This is a genomic window from Enterobacter wuhouensis (genome assembly GCF_004331265.1).
Lineage (GTDB): Bacteria > Pseudomonadota > Gammaproteobacteria > Enterobacterales > Enterobacteriaceae > Enterobacter > Enterobacter wuhouensis.
Genome location: NZ_SJOO01000008.1, coordinates 148,938 through 171,095, shown reverse-complemented (window position 1 = coordinate 171,095; position 22,158 = coordinate 148,938). Strand labels below are relative to the sequence as shown.

Below are 22,158 nucleotides of genomic sequence, written 5' to 3'. Positions count from 1 at the left end.
TGAGATTAACGAGGATTAATATTAAATACAGGCATTGGCTCCTGATTTCTTTGGCATTCGAGATATTTTTTGGCAACGTCAATGGCTTCGCGAATAGTAACGTCCATATCCAGATAGCGATATGTGCCCAGGCGTCCAACAAACGTGGTGTTACTGAGCGCCTGAGCTTTATCCAGGTAACGGTTGAGCAACTCTTTTTCCTTCACCATGCGAATTGGGTAATAAGGAACGTCGTTTTCCGTGCACAAACGGCTGAACTCACGGTAGCACGTGGTATTTTCGTGAGATTCCCACGGAGAAAAATGCTTATGCTCGGTGATACGAGTGTAAGGCACATCTTCTTCACAGTAGTTAATAACCGCCGTCCCTTGATAATCGCCTTCAGCAGAGAACTTTTCGAAATCCAGGGTACGATAGCCGAGACGCCCTTCGCTAAAGTTAAAGTATCCATCAAGTGCACCAGACCAAAATACGTGCTGGTAGGCATCGCCTTCATCCGCAGAAAACTCAGTATCGGTCCTCACCTCGATCAGTTCATGGTCGAGAATTTTTGCGACCATATCGGTATAGCCCTCTTTAGGCATGCCCTGATACTTGTGGTTGAAGTAGTTATCATTGTAGTTGAAACGCAATGGGAGGCGTTTCAGAATGCTTGCCGGCAATTCAGTCGGTTCAACGCCCCACTGCTTACGCGTATAGCCCCGGAAGAATGCTTCATAAAGCTCCCGGCCAATCATACTGATTGCCTGTTCTTCGAAGTTCTGCGGGTCAACGATAGATTTATCCGCTTTAGATTCGATGAAGGCGCGAGCTTCATCCGGACGCAGCGTTTTATTGAAGAACTGGTTAATGGTGTGCAGGTTAACAGGCAGCAGATAAACGTTGCCTTTGTAGACAGCCTTTACACGGTTGGTGTAAGGCATAAATTCTGAATAATCATTCACGAAATCCCAGACTTCTTTATCGTCCGTATGGAAGATATGGGGGCCGTAAACGTGTAACATTACATTCGTCTGCGGATCACGTTCAGAATGGCAGTTACCTGCGATATGCGAGCGCTTATCAAAAACAACGGATGATATTCCTTGCTCAGCTAACAGCCTGGCGATAACGGCCCCAGAGATACCTGCACCAACAATAGCGACTGTCATTTTGTTCCCCAAAAATGTCGTTTTAATAATCCAATACCTTTCAAAAGTAAGTTCTCACCATCAATGTTGACCACCGGCATATATTTTATGGTCAGCCGATCGCGCTGATGATGAAGCCATACATTGAAAAGTCTTTCTGCCATAAAGCCAAATACGCGTTTTTGGTACGCATCATAATTTTGGTAATCTATTTTTTGTTCCAGCGCGAACAGCAGCGGGAAGAGCCAGGCAAAATACTCGTCAATCAATGATTTTTTACAGACGAACATGTTGTAGAGGCTGATTTTGGTTCCACCCATAACATGGTCGAAATCGGCGACATAATCAGGCTGCTGCAAAACAATTTCGTCACGAAGCTGAGTATAGTCGGACTCATGGTGAGCGTGGATATAATGGCTTTTAATACTGGTGATGAAATAGTTGCGTGGTTTTGCTACCAGAATATCAGCACTTTTGAGCATATCCGCCATCTCTTCTGGAGACGCAATACGCTTGCCCTTTACCGTCAGGTTGCTCGTGGAGGAGGCAAAATAGCGACGATAGTGTGCAAGGCCAACAACCTCTTCCTGAACGTTTTTCCAGATCCAATAGGCTGCGGTGAGTTCGCAGAAGGATGGATTCAGATGGGCGATGTTGTCGCCGGTGGAATCTTGCTCATAACTTGAAGCAAGACTCTCTTTTGACAATCCAACTTTTAGAGGTACATATTTTTGATTTATAGGAAATTCATAATATTTATGTGACACCACGAATACTTTCATTTATTACCTTTAAATATACATCACGGGCATGACAGCAAAACTTGTCATCATGACCATTTATTTGCTAATAATTTTATATATAAGTTTAAAACACAAGAACCCTACAAGGTGCATTTTGAGCAGCACAAAACAAAACCTGTCGATAGGACTAGCGTTGCTGCTCAATATTACTGAAAGTGGATATCGACTAAACTTAGAGAAAATTATTCTATGGTTGTTTTTAAATATGGCAACTGAGCTATTTGATTTTGACATTTTGGTCAATATAACCAATGCACTTCTAGACAGGTGTGCGACACAGGAATAAAGATTTTGTCTATAATCAGGTTGCATTGCAACTTTATCTTCAAGCAAAGACAAAGCTGTAACTAATTCCATATTTTTTTGAATGTTAAAATTAGTCAAGGAATCTTTACGCACCCGGTAGTAATAAAGTACAACATCTATTTCTAGAACTACTCTAGCCTTAGCATTTAATATAGGAATCGTAACTGAATCTTCATAAATAATTCCTTCCGGGAAGAAGTTGTCAAGATAGAATTCTCGTTTCACAATTCTTTGCCACGGGTAATTGTGCAGTGTGGAAAGTTTGTTTTTATGAATATAATTATAAGCGGAGTGTCCAACATCATTACTAAATACTTTAGGTTTCTCACCATCATTAAACTTTTCATAACGGTAAACTATTGTATCGACATCCTGAAACTCTCTCAGAGAAAAATCAATACATTTAAAGAGACTCGGTGAAACGAGGTCATCCGGATCTAAACATGAAATGAATCTACCTGTTGCCAGTTTAATTCCTAAATTTCTGGCAGACGAGACCCCTCCATTTTGTTTGTGAATAACAGTTACTCTGGAGTCTTCATTCTCTAGCTGCTGCAGTATATCGGCAGATGAATCTGTTGACCCATCATTAACAAATATAACTTCACAGGATATAGTACAAAGCTTAAAAGGTTTGAAAAAATCTTTGATGTAAGAAGATACATTATATACAGGTATGATAAATGATATATCAGGCATTTTCTTTAACAGCCCTATATTTTGAATGCGCAACAAAAGCAAAAATAATCGGCAGTAACAACAGTACAATCTTCCATTCAAATAGAAGATAAACCCTGCCCATTAAAACAAATTGAATGGCAATATTGAATACCTTCATTGCTATATATAATAAAATATAATCTTTATTTCTAAGCGTATATGCTGTAAACCACAGTGCTAGAGCCAGAAAAACAGCAAGAATCATACATATCAATAATGACATGAATGGGCCGAAGAAAAGTAAAATGTTTGCAGGAAATGCCATTGTTAATGCAATGCCAGCTTCCTGATAAACATTGAATAAATGCTGAGGCATAACGAGCCCCATTAAATACGACATTCCAGTATTTTCCGGCAACGCCCCAATACCAAATAAATTAACAAATAAACTGGAAATGGTAAAGTTTGCCGATGCCCCATTTTCTGTTAGCGCCCACCATAACTGACTTTGCGCCGCAATTCGTGTTTTAAGGGATTCGTATGCAAGCGTACTATCGCCAGACAGTGAGAAATAACTCGTCCAAACAAGGACTAAAAAAATGAAACCTAAGCATGAAAATAAAATCATATTTTTAAAGGAAAATATTTTTTTACTTATCACACTATTTGATGCTATTAGAAAACTTACAGCGAAGAAAAGCAGCATTTGGAAAATGCCAGTAAATTTTTCACCGACAAGGATTTGTGAAAGTAATCCTAAAACAAACAAGGCAAGTATAGTTTTTTTCTTATTCTTTGCATAGATACAACCAAGAATAAAAACAGACTGTTCTACAAATAGTCTTACAAGATTCCCCCAAGAAGGAGCTATATTGTTCCAGTAATAAAATCTATCCTGACCATAATCACTTGGCTTTCCGTATTTAATAAATAAAAAAATTACGAATATAGTGGCTAAAGCAACAAATACAGGATAAATTTTTTCAATTAGAGAATTAACCAAATAGGATGTATTAATTTCTACCTTAATACGTGAGTTTAAGAAAACATAAACATTTGAGGTGATAAGTAGAGTTATTACTGCCAGGCTAACATTAATGGAAGTTGCACCATTCAGAGTCGAAACCTCTCCTAACTCCGGCAAAAAAACGCCAGTCTCAAGGATTAACCCACTAATTGCAGTAGTTAATATTGACCACAAGAAGAAGCTACTAATAATAAAAAAGGATTCTTTTTTCACTAAAAAGTAAAACAACACAAATATATAACCTAAAACAATAGCAAGGTTAAGAATATCTGAGCCGTGAACAATATAACTCATAAAGAAGAGACATACCCAACACCACAACATTAGCATCTAGCGGACCTTCAATTTTCGCAATATTTGTGTACTGACATTATCAATAAAGTCAGCGCCTGGGTCAGTCGCGTAGTTGATTGTTAGCGGGAAGCATAGAGCATCATAGGCGCCCACATATTTTATGTTATACTCGCTGTAATCTGCATTAAAATTAAGATTAATGTGTTCAAAGGCATTATCTATGTCTCCGTAGCCTTGGCATTGGTAAACTAATGGATGCCCCATATAAAAAACATCACCAAATACTATCACAGGTTTGTTCATTAACACTGCTTCATAACCTACAGTACTCGTTAAGGTGAAAACACCTAGCGATTTTTTTATTAACTCTTTAGAATTTAAATTAGGATTTGCTAATTTAACATTTGGCAATTTTAATATTTTTTTATAAAACTCCAGACCTTCATATCCAGTTGCAGAAATGTGATCTTTCACAACTAGAAATTTACCGTGTGGGAGACTAAATGCAAGATTACGAATAAGATTATATTCATCATAAAACTTCGCCAGGATCGAAGTCGATGATTCCGGATGATAATGGAGAGGATAAAGATAAAAAGGTTGTGAAGTGAGATCTTCATTAAATAGATTTTTGATCTTTTTTACACAAAACCAACGTTTTATCTCTCTGAAATTCATATAAAAACTTTTGAGAAGTGGGTTCCCAACTTGGAAAAGAACATTTTTTCCAACAAATGTTTGACGAATAGTTTCTATAATAAATGTAAAGTCACGTTTTTTGAAAATTTTACTCATAAAATTAATGGATGAAAGACCATTATTTTTCATATAATCAGGCTGTATATGATGAATATTAGTTACATAGTTCTTAATCTCGGTGTATTTTTCTGGGCTCATTTCAGGCTGTTGCGTCAAACACTGAATTATTTCCTGCGATAAACGATCATCCAATGATGAGAATAACGATTTACCTGGTAGTCTACTTGCAGTCAGACCTAAATATTGAACATTGTACTTTTCGGCTACCTTGTTTGCAGTATAAGCCAAACCATTAGAAACATTTTCATAAAAAATAAAATCAAACGTATCATTAATGAAGATCTTCTCAAAAAAATCGTACAATTCCTTTGAGGTTTCACCCCAGAAATTATTATTATTTGATTTTACAGAATGATAATAGTTATCACGGTCATAATCAGCGTGAATATTCCAACTATCGTACTGACTTGTTAATTCTTGACGTCCAGTTTTTGATTCATATGCATAACGTTCAAAACAAATAATTTCGCAGCCTATTTCATCCAACTTATATTTTCTAATGGAAAAATCGCTATCCGTTACAATGGTAATATCAACATTTTTATTTTTTAATTCTATCGCCAATCTCTTAAATACAGGAGAGAAAATTGCGTTATTAATTAAGATGATGCCCTTCACCATTGAACTCCTTAAGAAAGATAAAATATTTAGTTATGAGTATGAAGAGATTAGAGGAAATCAAACCAATTAGAACTGGAATCATTCCGCTATTAGGTAGCATGTTGACAAAAACAAACGAGGCGATAGTAAAAATCAGTAATGCCAAGGCATTAATAATAATTAACGATGAATCTTTTTTCTTCGAGTACAACGCATAATGATATGGCATCGAGATATTTAATAAGGATAATGATATAACTATCAATATATACCATAAGAAATTATCTATGTATTCCATCTTGCCTGTTAGCTTAATCATCATATAACAGGCCGGAATTGAGATGATAAAAAGTCCAAAATTATAGTAAAGCATTTTTTTCTTAAACTTATCAAATGCCTTCTTAGATTCTTCTAGATTTTGTTCCTGGATAGCCCTAACAAGCGAAGGATAGTATCTTGTTACGACTAACACATCTATTATTGCCTGAACCGCAGCAGATACTCCAAAGAAAAAAACGTAAACACCTAGTTTTGGTGTTGTAATAAAATGAACTGCTATGACTTTGTCTAAATAGTTAATTGCGCGTAAACAAAGGGTACCCATGAAGAATAAAAATGATGTTTTGATACCACGCATTAACCACTTAATATCAATTTTGAAATCGGAAATTGATATGGATTCGAAATGCAATATAAATTTTACACCGATGATTACTGAAATTGCAGAAAAAACAAGCCATAAATAAAAAATTTGTTCTAGATTAACCATTCCGAAATAGAGTAGTGGCACGCATAGATAACACCATATGCCAGATCTGACAAACAATAAAAAATTGGCAAGCGTTATTTTTTCTTTAATAATGAGTATACGATAACATTCTTGTGAAAGATGCTCAGATACTGTCAGCAGAAATAGTAACCCACCCACCCCGGTAATAGCTGATAATGTCAGTAACCCGGGCCATAACGCCGCGAGAAGTACATAGCTAAAAATGAAAAACACAACCTGATTAAATAATATGCTGCCTATTTTTTTCTTAATTTGTGGATCTAAAATTTCTCGTGTAGAAAACACATAAAAATCCAAACCAACAAAATAAAGAGAGATGACGATTATACTAACATACAATCCATAATTGCCGACATCTTTGACTGTTAAGAACCTTGCAATGGCCATCATCAATAAAAACTTGCCGCCGAGTGCTGCTATTCTTAATAACAAATCAAAAAAATGTGTTGGTACTTTTATTTTCAAAAACATCAGACCACCTTAAGACCAACATGCCATCCTTGGCTTATTACTAAATCAAAAATGATCGTCCTGAAGCGGAGTGCCTTTCACTATATCTTGAGTAGCGATTTTTCCTATAACTTCGTCGTAATATTTTGGTGCCAGACCGTAGCCAGGACGAATGCTCTTAACATTTTCGCCGGTCAGTTTTTCACCTTTTTTGACATCCTTAACAACATAAAGTGAGCGACGGAACTTTACATTCCCTTTTTCGCTTTCTTTGCGTTCATAATTTACGCGCCCTAAAGCTTGCCACGCAGTTTTTGCATCCCGGCAAAGTGCAACGAGCTCAGCAGGTTCAAGTGAGAAACTGTCATCCGGCCCACCGCCATTACGATCCAAAGTAACGTGTTTTTCGATGACGTTGGCACCAAGGACTACAGATGCAACTGCTGTTGTATTATCAATGGTATGATCGGAAAGACCAGTAATAACACCAAATCGCTCAGCCATATCAGGTATGGTTGCAAGATTATAATCTTCTGCCGGAGCTGGATAGCCACTTACACAGTGTAAAACGACGAGCTCCTTGCATCCCCCTTCGCGAGCAGCTGTAATCGCTTCCTGAATTTCCTGCTCGTCTGCCATGCCTGTTGATATAATCATTGGTTTGCCAGTTTTGGCTACGTATTTGATTAACGGCAAATCAATCGCCTCAAATGAGGCAATCTTATACGCCGGAGCCCCTAACTCTTCAAGCAAGTCGACAGCTGTAAAATCAAATGGACTACTGAAAATAGTAATACCAAGCTGTTTTGCTCTATCAAACAGTGGCTTGTGCCATTCCCATGGCATTTGTGCGCCTTTATATAAATTGAAAAGCGTCTGACCATCCCACAAACCACCATGGATTTGAAAATCTTCTGTATCACAATCAATGGTAATTGTATCCGCACGATAAGTTTGTAATTTGATGGCATCAGCACCTGCAGCTTTCGCTTCTTCCATGATCTTAAATGCACGATCAATGTCACCATTATGGTTGGCTGAAAGCTCGGCAATTATATAAGGAGGATGATCTTTACCAATTTTACGACCATCAATTGTTATAAATTCGTTCATTTTTTTCTCGCTAATATATTCGCTGGGAGATATTTTAAAAAATCCTAGGTGCTCAAACAATTTATGTGATGAATAATTGTCTGGTAGTACAGTTGCCAGTATTGTTATATTATGATGTAGCATTAACGCACGTTTTATCGCCGCACTCGCAATGCCCTTGCCGTGACTTCCTGAAGTTAAAAAGATTGATATTTCATATTTGGCGGCAGTGTTTCCAACGGGATCTAACCGGATGACGCCACATGAATCAGAATGTTCAATGATATAAAAATAAGACTCACTGTCATTCAACTTACGCTGCATCCAGTTTACATGATCTTCATATTCAGGAATATTAGGATTGCGTGCATACTGTCGTGTTTTCGGCTCACATTGAATCTGATAAACAAAATCAATATCATCGGATGTTGCCTGACGAAGAGTCACATTCGTTCCATCTTTTGCAGGCATAAGAATCATTTCCTGGATAACCCTGATCAGTCCTTGACCATCACAAATGTCTAGAACAAGGAGACGCTGCTCGTGATAATGAGCAATCAAATGAGTAAGTGCAGAACGAAGGTCGGAAATATTAAAATCCTCCGCATTGAGCACTATCGCCCCAGCCCCTGCCAGGTTGCTAGCTATTGTTTTCTGATTATCTGCTATGGCAACATTCACGGCGGGTAACCCCATAACACAGCGCTCCCAGGTAGTCCCGCCCAAGGCTCCTATAGCAAAGTCGTGCTCGGACATTAGCTCAGCCATGTTCGAAACATTCGTCAATATTTCAATTCTGTATTGAGAGTTTTGTGCCAACGCGCTTATTACTGCAAAATGCGGACAGGCTGCTCCTAATATGACTGTTATTTTTTCAATACAGCTAAAAGCCAACTGTTCCAGAAACTCAAGTATCTTTCCAGTGACGTTGTGAGCATCAACCCCCCCCATTGTTAACATTAGTTTTTTGGGTTCGGTGATATTTGCTTTATCTGAAATTGATTTATTTCTACTCTGAGAAAAGACTGGATTGATTAACGCATATTTTGTACCAGTAAGAATCCTGCAATTACTCTGATTTAAATGAACATATTCTTCGGCTCTACGCTGGTAGGTTTGGTCAATGAGTAGATCACAACAATGCGGACGATTACACAGATCGTCGATAACCACTAAGCGAGCATTTGGGAAATGAGCTTTAACTATAGTTTCCCAATCGCTATCTAAGGAATAATGATCAACGATAATAATGTCCGGATCAGTACCACTCTCGAGCACTAACTCGATAAACTTACTGGCATCATCAGCCTGACTACCATTTAACCATGACTTTTCATCATGAATATATGAGTCTGTTTGCTCAACAACCGAGATAACTTTTACCAGAAAGTTTTCCTGGAAGATTTTTTCCAGGATGTTTCCACGGTGGTCTTTACAAATGAAGTAGCACTGTGCTCCGGCTTTTTTTAAAGCGTGAGCAAGGTTGAGACATCTCATTATATGGCCTGAGCCTATGGAAAGCGATGAATCAGCCCGCAGAAACACATTCATTTTTAAACTCCATGGCTTTAAACAACCACTCTGCTACGCGCCAGTCTTCTGGAGTATCAATATCCTGAACTCGCTCTCGTGGAAGTTCTATTGAGAAGGAATTTGCACTAAAAATCGGCTTTTCATTTAACCAGGCGTGGGAGGTACCCCAGTAAAACTGCCCGGCATCGTGCCACGACTCTTCCAGGTCTTGAGAACGAACATTGAACATTTCTGGCGAAAACATGCTGATACGCTGTTCGTTGCTAACTTTCAGTGCCCTTTGAATCGGATAAGGGAATTTTGTAATAGTGAAAGCGTAATCACCTTGCTGTTCACGCAGTATAGACAGGCCACGAACAATATCCTCGGCGCGGATAAATGGCGCAGTAGCATAAATACAGCATACAAAATCAATCGTATAGCCGTGATTAATAAGCCAGTCAGCAGCATGATGAATAACAGGGATCGTACCCGCATAGTCATTCGACAGCTCTGCTGGGCGCATAAAAGGCACTTCTGCACCATATTCACGCGCAACCTCAGCAATCTCTTCATCATCGGTTGACACAATGATTCGATCAAAGACGCCGCTCTTTTGAGCGGCTTCAATGGACCAGGCAATCATTGGTTTCCCACAAAATTCTTTAATATTTTTGCGTGGAATACGTTTACTGCCGCCACGCGCAGGAATGATTGCCACATTCATTTAAAAGAACTCCCGAATGCACTGGATGACGTAATCCTGCTCTTCATCTGTCAATGTGGAGTACATAGGAATGCTAATCGCGCGCGCGTAGTAATCCTCCGCGACCGGATAATCCCCTGCTTTATGCCCTAACTGCTCATAATACGGTTGAGTGTGAACGGGAATGTAGTGAACGTTAACACCAATCCCTTTTTCACGCAGGCGATCGAATAATGGCTTACGCATGGCAGGATCGTTTACCGTTAACGGGTAAAGATGTAATGCACTGTAGCCACTTTCTGCTTGCAGAGGTGTCGACACGGGAATGCCATCAAACGCAGTATGATAACGTTTTGCGAGTTCATGACGGCGCGCCACAAATCCATCAATACGCTTGAGCTGGGTCACACCCAGCGCCGCCTGCAGTTCGGTCATGCGGTAGTTCAAACCAAGATCAACCTGCTGGTAGTACCAACCACCTTCAGACGCTTTAGTCATTTTATCGCCGTCACGCGTAATGCCGTGGCTGCGGAAAAGCTGCATGCTTTCAGCCAGTGCATCATTGTTCGTCAGCGCCATACCGCCTTCCGCCGTGGTGATGATCTTAACCGGGTGGAAGCTCAGAATGGTGATATCAGCAAAACGGGAGTTGCCAATCTTGGCCCCCTGGTAGTTGCCGCCGATGGCATGTGATGCATCTTCAATAATGGCAAAACCATACTCTTTCGAAAGCTGATGGATCGCTTCCATATCGCATGACTGTCCAGCAAATGCCACCGGTACAACAATTTTAGGTAACTTGCCTTCTGCTTTCGCCGCAATGAGTTTGGTTTTCAGCGCTTCAACGCTCATGTTGTAAGTCTGCGGATCAATATCCACGAAGCTTACATTTGCATCGCAATAGAGCCCACAGTTTGCCGAAGCCACGAAGGTGTTAGGCGATGTCCATAGCCAGTCACCTTTTTTCAGCCCCAGTGCCAGGCACGCAATATGAAGTGCAGACGTTGCACTGTTTACCGCAACGGCGTGCTTAACGCCGACGTAATCAGCGATGGCCTGCTCGAACTGTGGAACACATGGCCCCTGAGTCAAGAAATCAGACTTCAGTACGCCCACTACTGCATTGATATCTTCATCAGAGATATCCTGCCGTCCATAGGGGATAAATTTCATTAGATATTGCCTACTTTTTCACGATTATCATCAATCCATTGACGCAGCTCTTCAATGCTCATCCATTCTGCATTGCTATCACTCTCGTAAACGAAGCCTTCTGGAACGCGCTTGCCATCCTTAATACGCTCTGGGGAATCGCACCAGTTATGGATTGCAGGCAGAATTTTAAAGTGTTCCGGATACTCATAGGTGTAGTGCGCATCTTCAGCACTGATCATCTGCTCATGCAGTTTTTCACCAGGACGAATACCAATCACTTTCTGAGCAGCATCTGGCGCAACGGCTGTTGCAACATCAGTCACTTTCATTGAAGGGATTTTCTTAACGTAGATCTCGCCGCCTTCCATATCATTGAAGGCATGCCATACCAGCTCTACGCCCTGCTCCAGGGTGATCATGAAGCGGGTCATGCGGTCATCAGTGATTGGCAGTTCACCCTTGTCTTTGATGGACAGGAAGAAAGGAATAACGGAACCGCGGGAACCCATCACGTTACCGTAACGAACGACGGCAAAGCGGGTTTTGGTGGCGCCAGAGTACGAGTTACCGGCGACAAACAGCTTGTCAGAGGCCAGCTTAGTTGCACCGTACAGGTTTGCTGGGCTACTTGCTTTGTCGGTAGACAGTGCAACCACGCGCTCAATACCTTTATCAATACAGGCATCGATAACGTTCATTGCGCCATTGATGTTGGTTTTTACACATTCGAATGGGTTGTATTCTGCGGTAGGTACGATTTTAGTAGCTGCAGCATGCACCACGAAATCAACACCATCCAGCGCACGGTACAGACGGTCTTTATCGCGCACATCACCAATGAAGAAGCGGATACGACTTTCATCTTTGAAATGTTTAGCCATTTCCCACTGTTTCATTTCATCACGTGAATAAATAATAATCTTCTTAGGATTATATTTTTCAAGCGTCATGCGAACAAACTTATTGCCAAAAGAACCCGTGCCGCCAGTTACCAGAATCGTTTTATTATCAAACATGTTTTTTCACCAGAAAATTATCAACATATAGGTTGCTACAATTGAAGAGATTGTAACCCAGGCCCGCAAGGGCATTTTCCCACGCTACCGCCCCTGGCTTTACAGCTACCAGTGCACTGAGAATAATCAAGACGTGTGAGTCTTTACGATCAAAACCAGAAAGATCGCTTACCGGACCAATCGCAAATGTGGTGACAATTGTCGTCCTAATTGAAAGTAGAAACAAGCAAAAATCGTTAAGTAAAGAAACAAAACGACATACTATAACTGCCTGTAATGTATCATTTTTTATAAAAAAAACGACAGCACCCACTCACCAGGACCATACCGTCCATATGAGGGATTGCTGTCGTTCATCGACATTCGACCCGTGCAATAAAATGCGTATCAGTCGTTAGCCAGCAGTTTCTCAATCCGGCTTCTGAACTTCGCGCCTTCCTTCAGGTTACGCAGCCCGTAGTTCACAAAGGCCTGCATATACCCCATTTTCTTGCCGCAGTCGTAGCTGTCGCCGGTCATCAGCATCGCATCAACGGACTGTTTCTTCGCCAGTTCGGCAATCGCATCGGTTAACTGGATACGGTCCCAGGCGCCTGGCTCGGTTTTTTCCAGCTCGGCCCAGATATCGGCGTTTAGAACATAGCGGCCCACCGCCATCAGGTCAGAATCCAGCGTCTGCGGCTGATCCGGTTTCTCGATAAACTCAACGATGCGGCTCACCTGCCCTTCTGTCTCCAGCGCTTCTTTAGTCTGGATAACAGAGTACTCGGACAGATCGCCATCCATGCGTTTCGCCAGCACCTGGCTGCGGCCCGTTTCATTGAAGCGAGCCACCATCGCGGCGAGGTTATAGCGCAGCGGATCCGCAGACGCGGTATCGATGATGATATCTGGAAGAACAACGATAAATGGATTATCACCCACGACCGGACGCGCGCACAGAATCGAGTGGCCCAAACCCAGCGGCTGCGCCTGACGCACGTTCATGATGGTTACGCCAGGAGGACAGATCGACTGAACTTCTGCCAGCAGCTGACGCTTCACGCGCTGCTCAAGCAACGCTTCGAGTTCGTAAGAGGTGTCGAAGTGGTTCTCTACCGCATTTTTGGAAGAGTGCGTAACCAGGACGATTTCTTTGATCCCTGCAGCAACAATCTCATCGACGATGTATTGAATCATAGGCTTGTCGACGATCGGCAGCATCTCTTTTGGAATGGCTTTTGTGGCTGGCAGCATGTGCATGCCCAGACCTGCTACCGGAATGACTGCTTTCAAATTAATCATTATTTCTTCCACCTTAAAATGGTTGACGAATTATAGCTCTTTAACCTGTTTTCGCCAGTACGTTTTGCTGTAATTCTGGACCGATGTTACCCGTTAGCATCACAAATTACAGTAGTTGTAATCTGAATTGATCGCTTTTTTGCTCCAGGAATAATCGCAAAATAACAATCCGTCGATTATCTGTGCGGGAGCGCAAAATTCAGCCGTTCCGTATTCACCACATGCTGATCGACCCGGTCGATATCCACCGAGCTTTGTCCCTTTTCATTCACCGCTTTGATGTTTGCCAGCGACAGCAGCGTCTCATCCTTCGCCATAAACTTCCCTCGAACATCTTTGCGTAAATCGAAGTTCATTGTCAGCGCCGGCCCTACCTCAGCTTCCTGCATCACGTTGATATTACGTAAAAAGAGGTGCTGAGGTTTGTTGTGCAGCTCAAGCGTAGCGCGCTGCATCTCCACATTGGTGATGGCGACGAACGAGGTGGCATTACCGGAGGAAATTTGTATTCCGCGCAATTTGTACGCAAGCTGGCGATTATCCAGGCGTATATCGTTGAGCTTGAAGTTTTGCGGGATCGACAGATAGTCGCCCTTTATTACGCCGTAGCCAATCAACATTCCGGCACTATTGACCATGTCGATATTATCAATAACGAAATTATCACAGCCATAAATAGCAACAGTGGCGTTATCTATTCCCGCCTTCTTGCTGAAATCGGGTGTAATATTCTTAGCTTTTACATTACGAATAATAAAGTGTTTGCCGTTTTCGACGTGGACTAACTGTCGACAGTTGCTGCCGGTGATATTAGCCACCACGAAATTCTTCACTGTTTGCGTTTCAGGATACTCATTGTCGTACGTGCTGCCCGCAAGGCCAATGCCGATACCCCAGTTGATCTTACCGTTGGTGCAGTTGATGTTATCGATCGTGTGGTCGGAGATCAGGATATTGCGATCGTTGATCGCCACGTTCCACTCAATCGCATCCCCCTGCAGGTGGCTGAATTTACTGTTGGTAATGCGCGCGCCGTCGATCTGATTATGGAATCCCTGGCGCAGAATGGCGTAGTTGGCCTGGCTCACATTGATATTATCAATCACCAGGTTGCGCATAACTCTGGGCTTTTTACCGCCGATGTAAATTTGCGTTACCGGGCCAAAGCCGCTCATCGCCAGCCCTTTTATCACGCAGTCAGAACCGCGCACGTCCAGGGTAATATTGTGGGTACGCCCTGCCCCCTCACCGATGACTTTACTGCCCTCCTGGAGTACAAAGCGCCCGCGCCCGTTCCCCTTAAGCCCGCCGCGGATCAGCAGCGTTTTGCCATCGGGAATAAAAATGCCGGTGTTGATGTTGTCGCAGACTAACCCGGCGGGCACAACGACGGTATCGCCGTCGCGAAAGGCTTGTTTGAACGCGGCGATCCAGTCGTTTTTGTTGTACCGATCGATGGAAACCGTCTTCCCAACTGCCGCGCGCACGGCCCGGGAGGAGACCAGCGGCGTAGCCGCCAGGACGGATAAAGAAGAGACAAAGCGGCGTCGGGTAATCTGTTTAAGCATACAACCTCGGCGTTACAGCGTTTGCAGCAGGCTCGCTAACTGGCGATTAATCACCTGCTGGTTAAAATCCGCCTCGACTTTTTGTCGGGCATTATGCAGCACAGGCTCCAGCGCCTGACGATCGATATCGCTGAAGGCGGCCAGCCGATCGGCAAGGGCCAGCGCATTATTCTCCGGCACCAGCCAGCCTGAATAATCGGACTGGATCAGTTCAGGTATCCCGCTGTGTACCGTCGAGACCACCGGAATACCGACAGCCATCGCCTCCATCAGCGCCACCGGAATGCCTTCCATATCGCCGTCGGCCCCCGTTACGGACGGCAGCAGGAAAACGTCCGCCTCATCAAGCATTGCCTTCACTTCATGGCTGGGCTTGAAGCCGGGCATCTCCACGTGCCCTTCCAACTGATACTGTTCAATCAGCGTGCGCAGGCGGCGCTCCCAGGGCCCAATCCCCAAAATGCGATAGTGGAAATCCACCCCGCGCGCCTTCAGCTGGCGGCAGGCCTCAATGGCCACGTGCAGCCCTTTTTTCTCGGTCAGACGCGCAACGGAAATGATCTCCAGCGATTTACCCGGCACCTTCACCGGACGCTGGGTAAAGCGCGCCAAATCTACGCCCATCCGCGAAACCGTGATTTTCTCCCCCGGGCAGCCCATATTTTTCAGGCGCCCCGCCCACAGATCGCTGATGGGCAGCATCATGTCACCGCGTCGGAAGAGCTGCTGATACTCGGGGGTATAGTGGTTGAGCACCTCGTGGCTGGAGATATCAATGCCGTGGAAGATTGTCGCAATTTTGCCGTCAATCACCCCCAGCTCGCGCAGCTTCGCGGCGGTTACGCCCGCCGGGCCAAAGTGGGCGATAAAGACGTCGGCACGGTACGGCTGCGCCGTTTGGCCGCAGATGGCTGACAGGATCAGGTTGCGGGATTCTGCGCCGTAGCGCGAAACGTTCAGCGCGCGCCAGGTCGACGCACGATGGATACCGCGCAGGGTCTGGCCTGCGCGGTAGCGAAGCTTATTTAGTCGACCGCCGGGTTCATCCTGCAGCCAGCGGGTTTTCGCCTCCAGCTCGTATTGCGTATACGCCGCGTGGGTATTCTGCGTGTCGCCCTTTTGCAGAGCGATAATCTCCACGTCATACCCCATATCGATAAACGCGGTGATTTGGTTTAGCACAAAGGTTTCTGACGACAGCGGAAATTTCAGCAAGAAGAAACCAACCTTCATTTCCCCTCCCCAACGCGGTCGAGTACGGATTTCACCATCCCGATCCCTTTTTCGCGCTCGGCTTTCACCGCCACGGCCAGACGTTCGTTAATAGCAGGTAATTGTCCCAGCGTATCGCCGACCATCGCCCCGAGCGATCCGTCCAGCAGGTGACGAATATCAACGGCCATTTCCGGCATGCCGAGCTGCTGCATGATGCCCGCAGACTTGTGCTCGTAGTTAATCGCGATGGCCGGCGTGCCGAAGTTCATCGAAATAATCGCCGAGTGCAGGCGCGTGCCCACGGTCAGGTCACAGGCGGAGAGCAGTTTGCCCATTTCGAGATCGTTCAGCTCGTCCATCACCACGTGGTAACGCGACGGGTCGTTCACGAGGTTACGCAGGTTCAGCGCCACCATGCGGTCGTCTTTGTTGTAGCTGTCTATCCCGGTGCAGGTTGAGAGCGCCAGCACCTGGTAGCCGCTGTCCAGCACGCGGTTCACCACGTCGGCAAAGGCTTTCTCATAGGCCGCCTGGGTGGTGCCCAGACGTTTATCAAACGGGGCGAGTTCGCGCAGGGTGATGGCGACGGTTTTCTGTTTCGCCGCCACGTCCAGCCAGTGCTGCACCGCGTAGCTCGGCTGGAAGCTGTCGTCCTGATGATCCACCAGCCAGGCGGTGTCGACGCCGTGCTCAACTTTTGAGGTATCGATCTCGCTGCGCTTCATCAGGTCCAGGCTGACGGATTCGCGCAGGATCAGCGCATCACAGTGGCCAAACACGTAGTTCGCCAGCTGGTTAAACTGCGGGTCCTGGAACGGCCCCACGCTGTGGCCGATCATAAACAGCGGCTTTTTCGCCATAAAGGTGCAGAGCGCATGCTCGAACTGCGGCACGCCGTAGAGATCGACGAAGAACGAGCCGCCGACCTGAATGATGGCGTCATAGCCCGACAGCAGACGCACAAAATCGGTAAAGCCCTGGGCAATGGCGATGTTGCGCAGCTTGCCGGTATCGGTCACGCGGGAAAGCAGCACCTGGTGCTGATAGCGACGGCGCAGGACTTTCTTCACGCGTCCCATCACGCCCGCGGCGTTGTTATGCTGTTTCATCTGGCTGTAGAGCGGGTCGCCCATGACCGGGCGGTTCAGTAGCCAGGACGAGCTAACCGGGTAACGGCTCATCACGTCCACTTCTGTCTCAGGCTCAAGAGCGTTAATTGCATCCAATAAACCACGCAGAATGGCGCTGTCGCCACGGTTGCCGCAGGTATGGTTGCCAAGGATAAGTAATTTCATAATGGCCTCTTAAAGAATTAGCCTGCGCGAAGCAGCGTTTTCATTTTTTCGTTACGGCAAAACTGGCGCTTCATCTCGACCACCAGCGCGTTGCGCGACAGCACAATCATCATGCCGAACGCCAAAGCGCCCGCGGCCACCTGCACCGCCAGCAGCGCGGCCAGCGGCAGGTGGCCGTTGAGCACCACGCCCAGGCCGTAGCTCACGGCAAGCGTTGGCAAAGAGAGATAAAACGGCAGCCACAGGCTGAGGATGTACTGACGGTAGCTGGAGCCCAGCACCGGCTTGATCATCACGAAGTAGCTCAGAACGGTGTTGATGATTTGCACCAGCAGGAAACCCAGCGTGACGCCAATCGCGCCCGCCATGTGCCCGCCGACGATGATTGCCGGAATAAACAGGAAGGTTTTGAACACGTTAAACTTAAAGCTGATATCCACGCGCGCTTTCGCCATCAGCAGGGAGCCAATCGGGTTCCCCACCGAGCGCAGCAGGCCGACCACGCACAGCAGCTGCAGGATCGGGATGATGCCGCTCCACTTCTCACCAAACACCAGCGGCACGAAGTTGCTGGACACCACCATCAGCCCCAGCAGCACCGGGAAGTTGATAATCCCCACCACGGAAAGCAGCTTGTAGAAGTTCACGCGCAGCTTCTCGTTGTCGTCCTGAATCTTGGCGAACGCCGGGAACAGCACGCGGGTGATAATCGGGTTCAGCTTCATCGGCGGCACCACCGCGACGTTGTAGGCCAGGTTATACCCCCCCGCCACGCTCGCGCCTAAAATGCGCGCCAGCACCAGCGTTGAGAGGTTGGTGTTAACGTAGTTGATGATGCTGTCGGCGGTCAGCCACGCGCCAAAGCGCAGGTTAGACGACACGGACGCCAGCGAGAAGTGCAGCCCCGGACGGTAGATCCTGCGGCCAAAGTAGCCGAAAAGCAGCGTACGCACGGCAGAGTTCACCAGATAACCGAGGATGGCGGTCATTGCCAGCGGCCAGAAATGGGCGCTCACCACGGTAAAGGTAAAGCCCGCCAGCACGGCGCTGGTTTCGATCATGCCGATCTTGTTGAACTCTAACTCTTTTTGCATCAGCGCGCGGAACTGCTGCCCGTGCGGGATCAGCACAAAGGCAAACGACAGCGTGCGCATCAGCGGAGCCAGATCGGGGTTATGCAGCACGCGGGCGATAGCGTCACTGAGCAGGAAGACCAGCACGAACACGACGATCCCAAGCCCGACGTTCAGCCAGTAGAGCGTGGTCAGCTCCAGGTGGCTAATCTCCTTGCGCTGGATAATCGAGTTCGCAATACCGAAGTCAGACAGCGTATCGGCCAGGGCGATAATCACCAGCGAGACGGTCAGCAGGCCGAACTGGTGATTATCGATAATGCGCGCCAGCACCGTCATCTGCACCAGCCCAAGGCCGATGATGACGATGGTGGCCATGGCCGACCACTTGGCGCCGCTGATGGTTTTTTCACGTAAGCTCATCTTAGTACGCCGCTTTGTTTACGAAACCTTTGAAGATGGTCAGAAAAACAATCTTGATATCGAACCAGAGGCTCCATTCGCGGATGTACTCAAGGTCGAACTCGATGCGTTTTTCCATTTTTTCCAGCGTGTCGGTTTCCCCGCGCCAGCCGTTGATCTGCGCCCAGCCGGTAATGCCTGGCTTCACCTTGTGGCGCAGCATGTAGCCTTCAATCAGCGAGCGGTACTGCTCGTTGTGCGCCACCGCATGAGGGCGCGGGCCGACAATCGACATGCCGCCGGTAAAGACGTTGATGAACTGCGGCAGCTCGTCCAGCGAGGTGCGGCGCAGGAAGTTCCCCACGCGGGTCACGCGCGGATCGTTCTGCGTCGCCTGAGTCACCACCCTGTCGTTCTCCATCACCTTCATGGAGCGGAATTTCCACACCATGATCGGCTTGCCGTCCATGCCGTAGCGGGTCTGGCGGAAGATAACCGGACCTGGCGACGTGATTTTCACCGCCAGCGCAATGCAGCACAGCACCGGGGAGATCAGCAGCAAAATCAGGGAGGAGAGCACGATATCTTCCACGCGCTTGAGCACGCGGTTGATGCCCGACAGCGGCGTATCGTACAAAGGCACCACCGGCACGCCGTTCACTTCTTCAATGCGGGAGTGAAGGATATTGAAGGTAAACACGTCCGGGATAAGGATCACCGAGCAGGTGGTATCGGCAAGCTCGCGCATCAGCGTTTTGATGCGGGATTCATCCTTCATCTGCATCGCAATGTAGACGTTGTGAATTTTGCCCGCTTTCGCGTCGTCGATAAGCTGCTCGTAGCTGCCCGCCCAATCCGCAGAGACGCCGCCCGGCTTCGCGTCGTGATAAACCCCAACCACCTCAAAACCCAGCCACGGCTCTTTGCGGAAGCTGTCGAGCAGAACCTGCCCTACCGGTAAATCACCGGCAACGGCAACGAAGCGGCGGTTATAGCCGCGGTTGCGCAGCCAGCCCGCGCCGAAGCGGATCAGCGAGCGGCACACCACCATGCCCACGCTGGTCAACAGATACCAGCAGAGATAGGTCACCAGGCGGTTGTCAAAATCGTGGCTGAACGCCACCAGCCCGGCGCTGAAAATCAGGCTCAGGGTCCAGTTCTGCAGCAGCAGCATCAGCTCGGTGGTGATTTTTACCCCACGCCACGAGCGGTAGAAGTCGGTCATTCCCCCGATCATCTGAAACACCACCAGCGCGATTAACGCCATCAGCAGATGCATGTAGAGGAACGGCTGCCCGCTGATTCGGCATACGACCCATAGTCCGCCAACCATGATGGTGATATCAGAAAAACGCTGCACCATAGAGATTAACGATGCATTTGTTCTCGCTCGTTCGCGCTTTTTTAGATTCGTCATCGTTGTTCCTTTATTCAACCAACACCTCACCCCTCACCCCGGCCCTCTCCCCCAAGGGGAGAGGGTGTTCAAGTTCCCTCTCCCCTTGGGGGAGAGGGTTAGGGTGAGGGGTAAGGTTTTAGGTTTTGGTATTACTGATTCAACAGCGCCAGAATGTCCTTCGTTCGCGCTTCCATCAGCGCCGTATCCGCGCGGGACTCCACGTTCAGGCGCACCACCGGCTCGGTGTTTGAAGACCGCAGGTTAAAGCGCCACTGCGGGAACGACATGCTGATGCCGTCGGTCCGGTCGATCTCCAGGGCGTGGATAGCGAAGTGGTGCTCCACGCGGGCAATCGCCTCGGCAGGCTGCGCCAGCTTGCTGTTGATTTCGCCGCTTGCCGGGAACGCCGCCATGCGGTCGCGCACCAGCTCGCCCAGGGTCTGCCCTTTCAGGCACAGCAGCTCGGCCACCAGCAGCCACGGGATCATCCCGCTGTCGCAGTAGGCAAAGTCGCGGAAGTAGTGGTGTGCGCTCATCTCGCCGCCGTAGATGGCGTCTTCCTCGCGCATGCGCTCTTTGATGAAGGCGTGACCGGTTTTGGACATCACCGGCTCACCGCCCGCCGCGCTCACTACGTCCACGGTGTTCCAGGAGAGGCGCGGGTCGTGAATGATCTTCGCGCCAGGGTTTTTCTCGAGGAAGGCTTCCGCCAGCAGGCCGACGATGTAGTAGCCTTCGATGAACTGGCCCTTCTCGTCGAACAGGAAGCAGCGGTCGAAATCGCCGTCAAAGGCGATGCCCATATCGGCACCGTGCTCGATCACCGCGTTGCGGGTGTCGTCGCGACACTCCGGCAGCAGCGGATTCGGAATACCGTTCGGGAAGTTGCCGTCCGGCGTGTTGTGTACTTTGATGAAGGTCACCGGCACGTTCAGCGCCTTGAAGCGGGCCTCCAGCGCGTCCACCACCGGACCCGCCGCGCCGTTACCGGAGTTAATCACCAGCTTGAGCGGCTTGAGGTTCGCCACGTTGATGTAGCCCAGCAGGTGGTCGATGTACTCTTTCTGCAGGTTAATCTGCTTATAGCTGCCGCGTTTCGCCTCGTTCACCGGCGGGAAGTCGTTGGCTTCCGCCAGACGCTGCACGTCGCGCAGGCCGGTATCGCCGCTGATCGGACGCGCGCCCTTGCGAACCAGCTTCATGCCGTTGTAGTCCATCGGGTTGTGGCTGGCGGTCACTTCGATACCGCCGTCCACGCCCAGGTGGAAGGTAGCAAAGTAGATCTCTTCCGTGCCGGAAAGGCCGATGTCCAGCACGTCCACGCCCGCGTCCTGCAGCCCTTTCGCCAGGGCCAGCTTCAGGGACTCGCTGGTCAGGCGCACGTCGCCGCCCAGCACGATGGTTTGCGGCTTTAAATATTCGCCGTACGCGCGGCCAATGCGCCACGCAATGTCTTCATTCAGCTCTTCGCCCAGCTTGCCGCGAATATCGTAGGCTTTAAAACAGGTTAACTTTTCCATGATGACCCCTTTTTCAGGCAACAGTTGGCCCTGACCACTTAA

18 protein-coding genes are annotated in these 22,158 nt (G+C 47.3%); all 18 read right to left on the bottom strand.

All coding sequences use genetic code 11. From position 1 onward, the window contains the following. Window positions 1-5 precede the first annotated feature (5 nt). The 18 genes from glf to cpsG all read right to left on the bottom strand — a co-directional run bounded on the left by glf (window position 6) and on the right by cpsG (window position 22,116). Window positions 6-1,151, bottom strand: coding sequence for a UDP-galactopyranose mutase (glf, locus tag E0L20_RS17535; RefSeq protein ID WP_131635069.1), 1,146 nt, complete (start codon window positions 1,149-1,151; stop codon window positions 6-8). Further along, on the bottom strand, window positions 1,148-1,912 hold the full coding sequence (locus tag E0L20_RS17530) for a DUF4422 domain-containing protein (protein WP_131635068.1): 765 nt from the start codon (window positions 1,910-1,912) through the stop codon (window positions 1,148-1,150). The genes glf and E0L20_RS17530 overlap by 4 nt, the downstream gene beginning before the upstream one ends. A gap of 57 nt (window positions 1,913-1,969) precedes the next feature. Beyond that, a complete protein-coding gene (locus E0L20_RS17525; protein ID WP_131635067.1) occupies window positions 1,970-2,938 on the bottom strand; it encodes a glycosyltransferase family 2 protein in 969 nt (322 codons plus the stop codon). Next, window positions 2,931-4,220 (bottom strand): DUF6418 domain-containing protein, encoded by a 1,290-nt coding sequence (locus tag E0L20_RS17520; RefSeq protein ID WP_131635066.1) that lies wholly within the window; start codon window positions 4,218-4,220, stop codon window positions 2,931-2,933. The genes E0L20_RS17525 and E0L20_RS17520 overlap by 8 nt, the downstream gene beginning before the upstream one ends. Window positions 4,221-4,256: 36 nt before the next feature. Then, a complete protein-coding gene (locus E0L20_RS17515; RefSeq protein ID WP_207389456.1) occupies window positions 4,257-5,657 on the bottom strand; it encodes a capsular polysaccharide export protein, LipB/KpsS family in 1,401 nt (466 codons plus the stop codon). After that, window positions 5,635-6,894, bottom strand: a complete 1,260-nt coding sequence (locus E0L20_RS17510; RefSeq protein ID WP_131635064.1) for a polysaccharide biosynthesis protein — start codon at window positions 6,892-6,894, stop codon at window positions 5,635-5,637. The genes E0L20_RS17515 and E0L20_RS17510 overlap by 23 nt, the downstream gene beginning before the upstream one ends. A gap of 51 nt (window positions 6,895-6,945) precedes the next feature. After that, a complete protein-coding gene (gene pseI, locus E0L20_RS24105) occupies window positions 6,946-9,522 on the bottom strand; it encodes a pseudaminic acid synthase (protein ID WP_242673417.1) in 2,577 nt (858 codons plus the stop codon). After that, on the bottom strand, window positions 9,500-10,210 hold the full coding sequence (gene pseF, locus E0L20_RS17495) for a pseudaminic acid cytidylyltransferase (protein ID WP_131635063.1): 711 nt from the start codon (window positions 10,208-10,210) through the stop codon (window positions 9,500-9,502). Before pseF ends, pseI begins: the two co-directional genes overlap by 23 nt. Continuing rightward, a complete protein-coding gene (gene pseC / locus E0L20_RS17490) occupies window positions 10,211-11,362 on the bottom strand; it encodes a UDP-4-amino-4,6-dideoxy-N-acetyl-beta-L-altrosamine transaminase (protein ID WP_131635062.1) in 1,152 nt (383 codons plus the stop codon). It abuts the gene before it with no gap. Next, window positions 11,362-12,360: a UDP-N-acetylglucosamine 4,6-dehydratase (inverting) gene (pseB, locus tag E0L20_RS17485; protein ID WP_047625690.1), complete on the bottom strand. Its 999-nt coding sequence runs from the start codon at window positions 12,358-12,360 to the stop codon at window positions 11,362-11,364. The genes pseC and pseB overlap by 1 nt, the downstream gene beginning before the upstream one ends. Then, on the bottom strand, window positions 12,353-12,673 hold the full coding sequence (locus E0L20_RS23900) for a hypothetical protein (RefSeq protein ID WP_165500724.1): 321 nt from the start codon (window positions 12,671-12,673) through the stop codon (window positions 12,353-12,355). The genes pseB and E0L20_RS23900 overlap by 8 nt, the downstream gene beginning before the upstream one ends. 74 nt (window positions 12,674-12,747) lie before the next feature. Beyond that, the gene (galF, locus tag E0L20_RS17480; protein WP_010431970.1) at window positions 12,748-13,644 is read right to left on the bottom strand and encodes a GalU regulator GalF; all 897 of its coding nucleotides are present in this window, start codon (window positions 13,642-13,644) and stop codon (window positions 12,748-12,750) included. 176 nt (window positions 13,645-13,820) lie between these two features. Continuing rightward, entirely contained in the window at window positions 13,821-15,212 is a 1,392-nt protein-coding gene (gene wcaM, locus E0L20_RS17475) for a colanic acid biosynthesis protein WcaM (protein WP_131635061.1), read from the bottom strand. Between the two features lie 12 nt (window positions 15,213-15,224). Next, window positions 15,225-16,445, bottom strand: coding sequence for a colanic acid biosynthesis glycosyltransferase WcaL (gene wcaL / locus E0L20_RS17470; protein ID WP_131635060.1), 1,221 nt, complete (start codon window positions 16,443-16,445; stop codon window positions 15,225-15,227). Continuing rightward, the gene (wcaK, locus tag E0L20_RS17465; protein WP_131635059.1) at window positions 16,442-17,722 is read right to left on the bottom strand and encodes a colanic acid biosynthesis pyruvyl transferase WcaK; all 1,281 of its coding nucleotides are present in this window, start codon (window positions 17,720-17,722) and stop codon (window positions 16,442-16,444) included. Before wcaK ends, wcaL begins: the two co-directional genes overlap by 4 nt. Before the next feature lie 17 nt (window positions 17,723-17,739). After that, window positions 17,740-19,218, bottom strand: coding sequence for a colanic acid undecaprenyl disphosphate flippase WzxC (gene wzxC / locus E0L20_RS17460; RefSeq protein WP_131635058.1), 1,479 nt, complete (start codon window positions 19,216-19,218; stop codon window positions 17,740-17,742). Window position 19,219: 1 nt separating this feature from the next. Next, window positions 19,220-20,614: an undecaprenyl-phosphate glucose phosphotransferase gene (gene wcaJ, locus E0L20_RS17455; protein ID WP_131635057.1), complete on the bottom strand. Its 1,395-nt coding sequence runs from the start codon at window positions 20,612-20,614 to the stop codon at window positions 19,220-19,222. A 131-nt stretch (window positions 20,615-20,745) separates the two neighbouring features. Further along, window positions 20,746-22,116, bottom strand: coding sequence for a colanic acid biosynthesis phosphomannomutase CpsG (gene cpsG / locus E0L20_RS17450; RefSeq protein ID WP_131635056.1), 1,371 nt, complete (start codon window positions 22,114-22,116; stop codon window positions 20,746-20,748). Window positions 22,117-22,158: the final 42 nt, after the last annotated feature.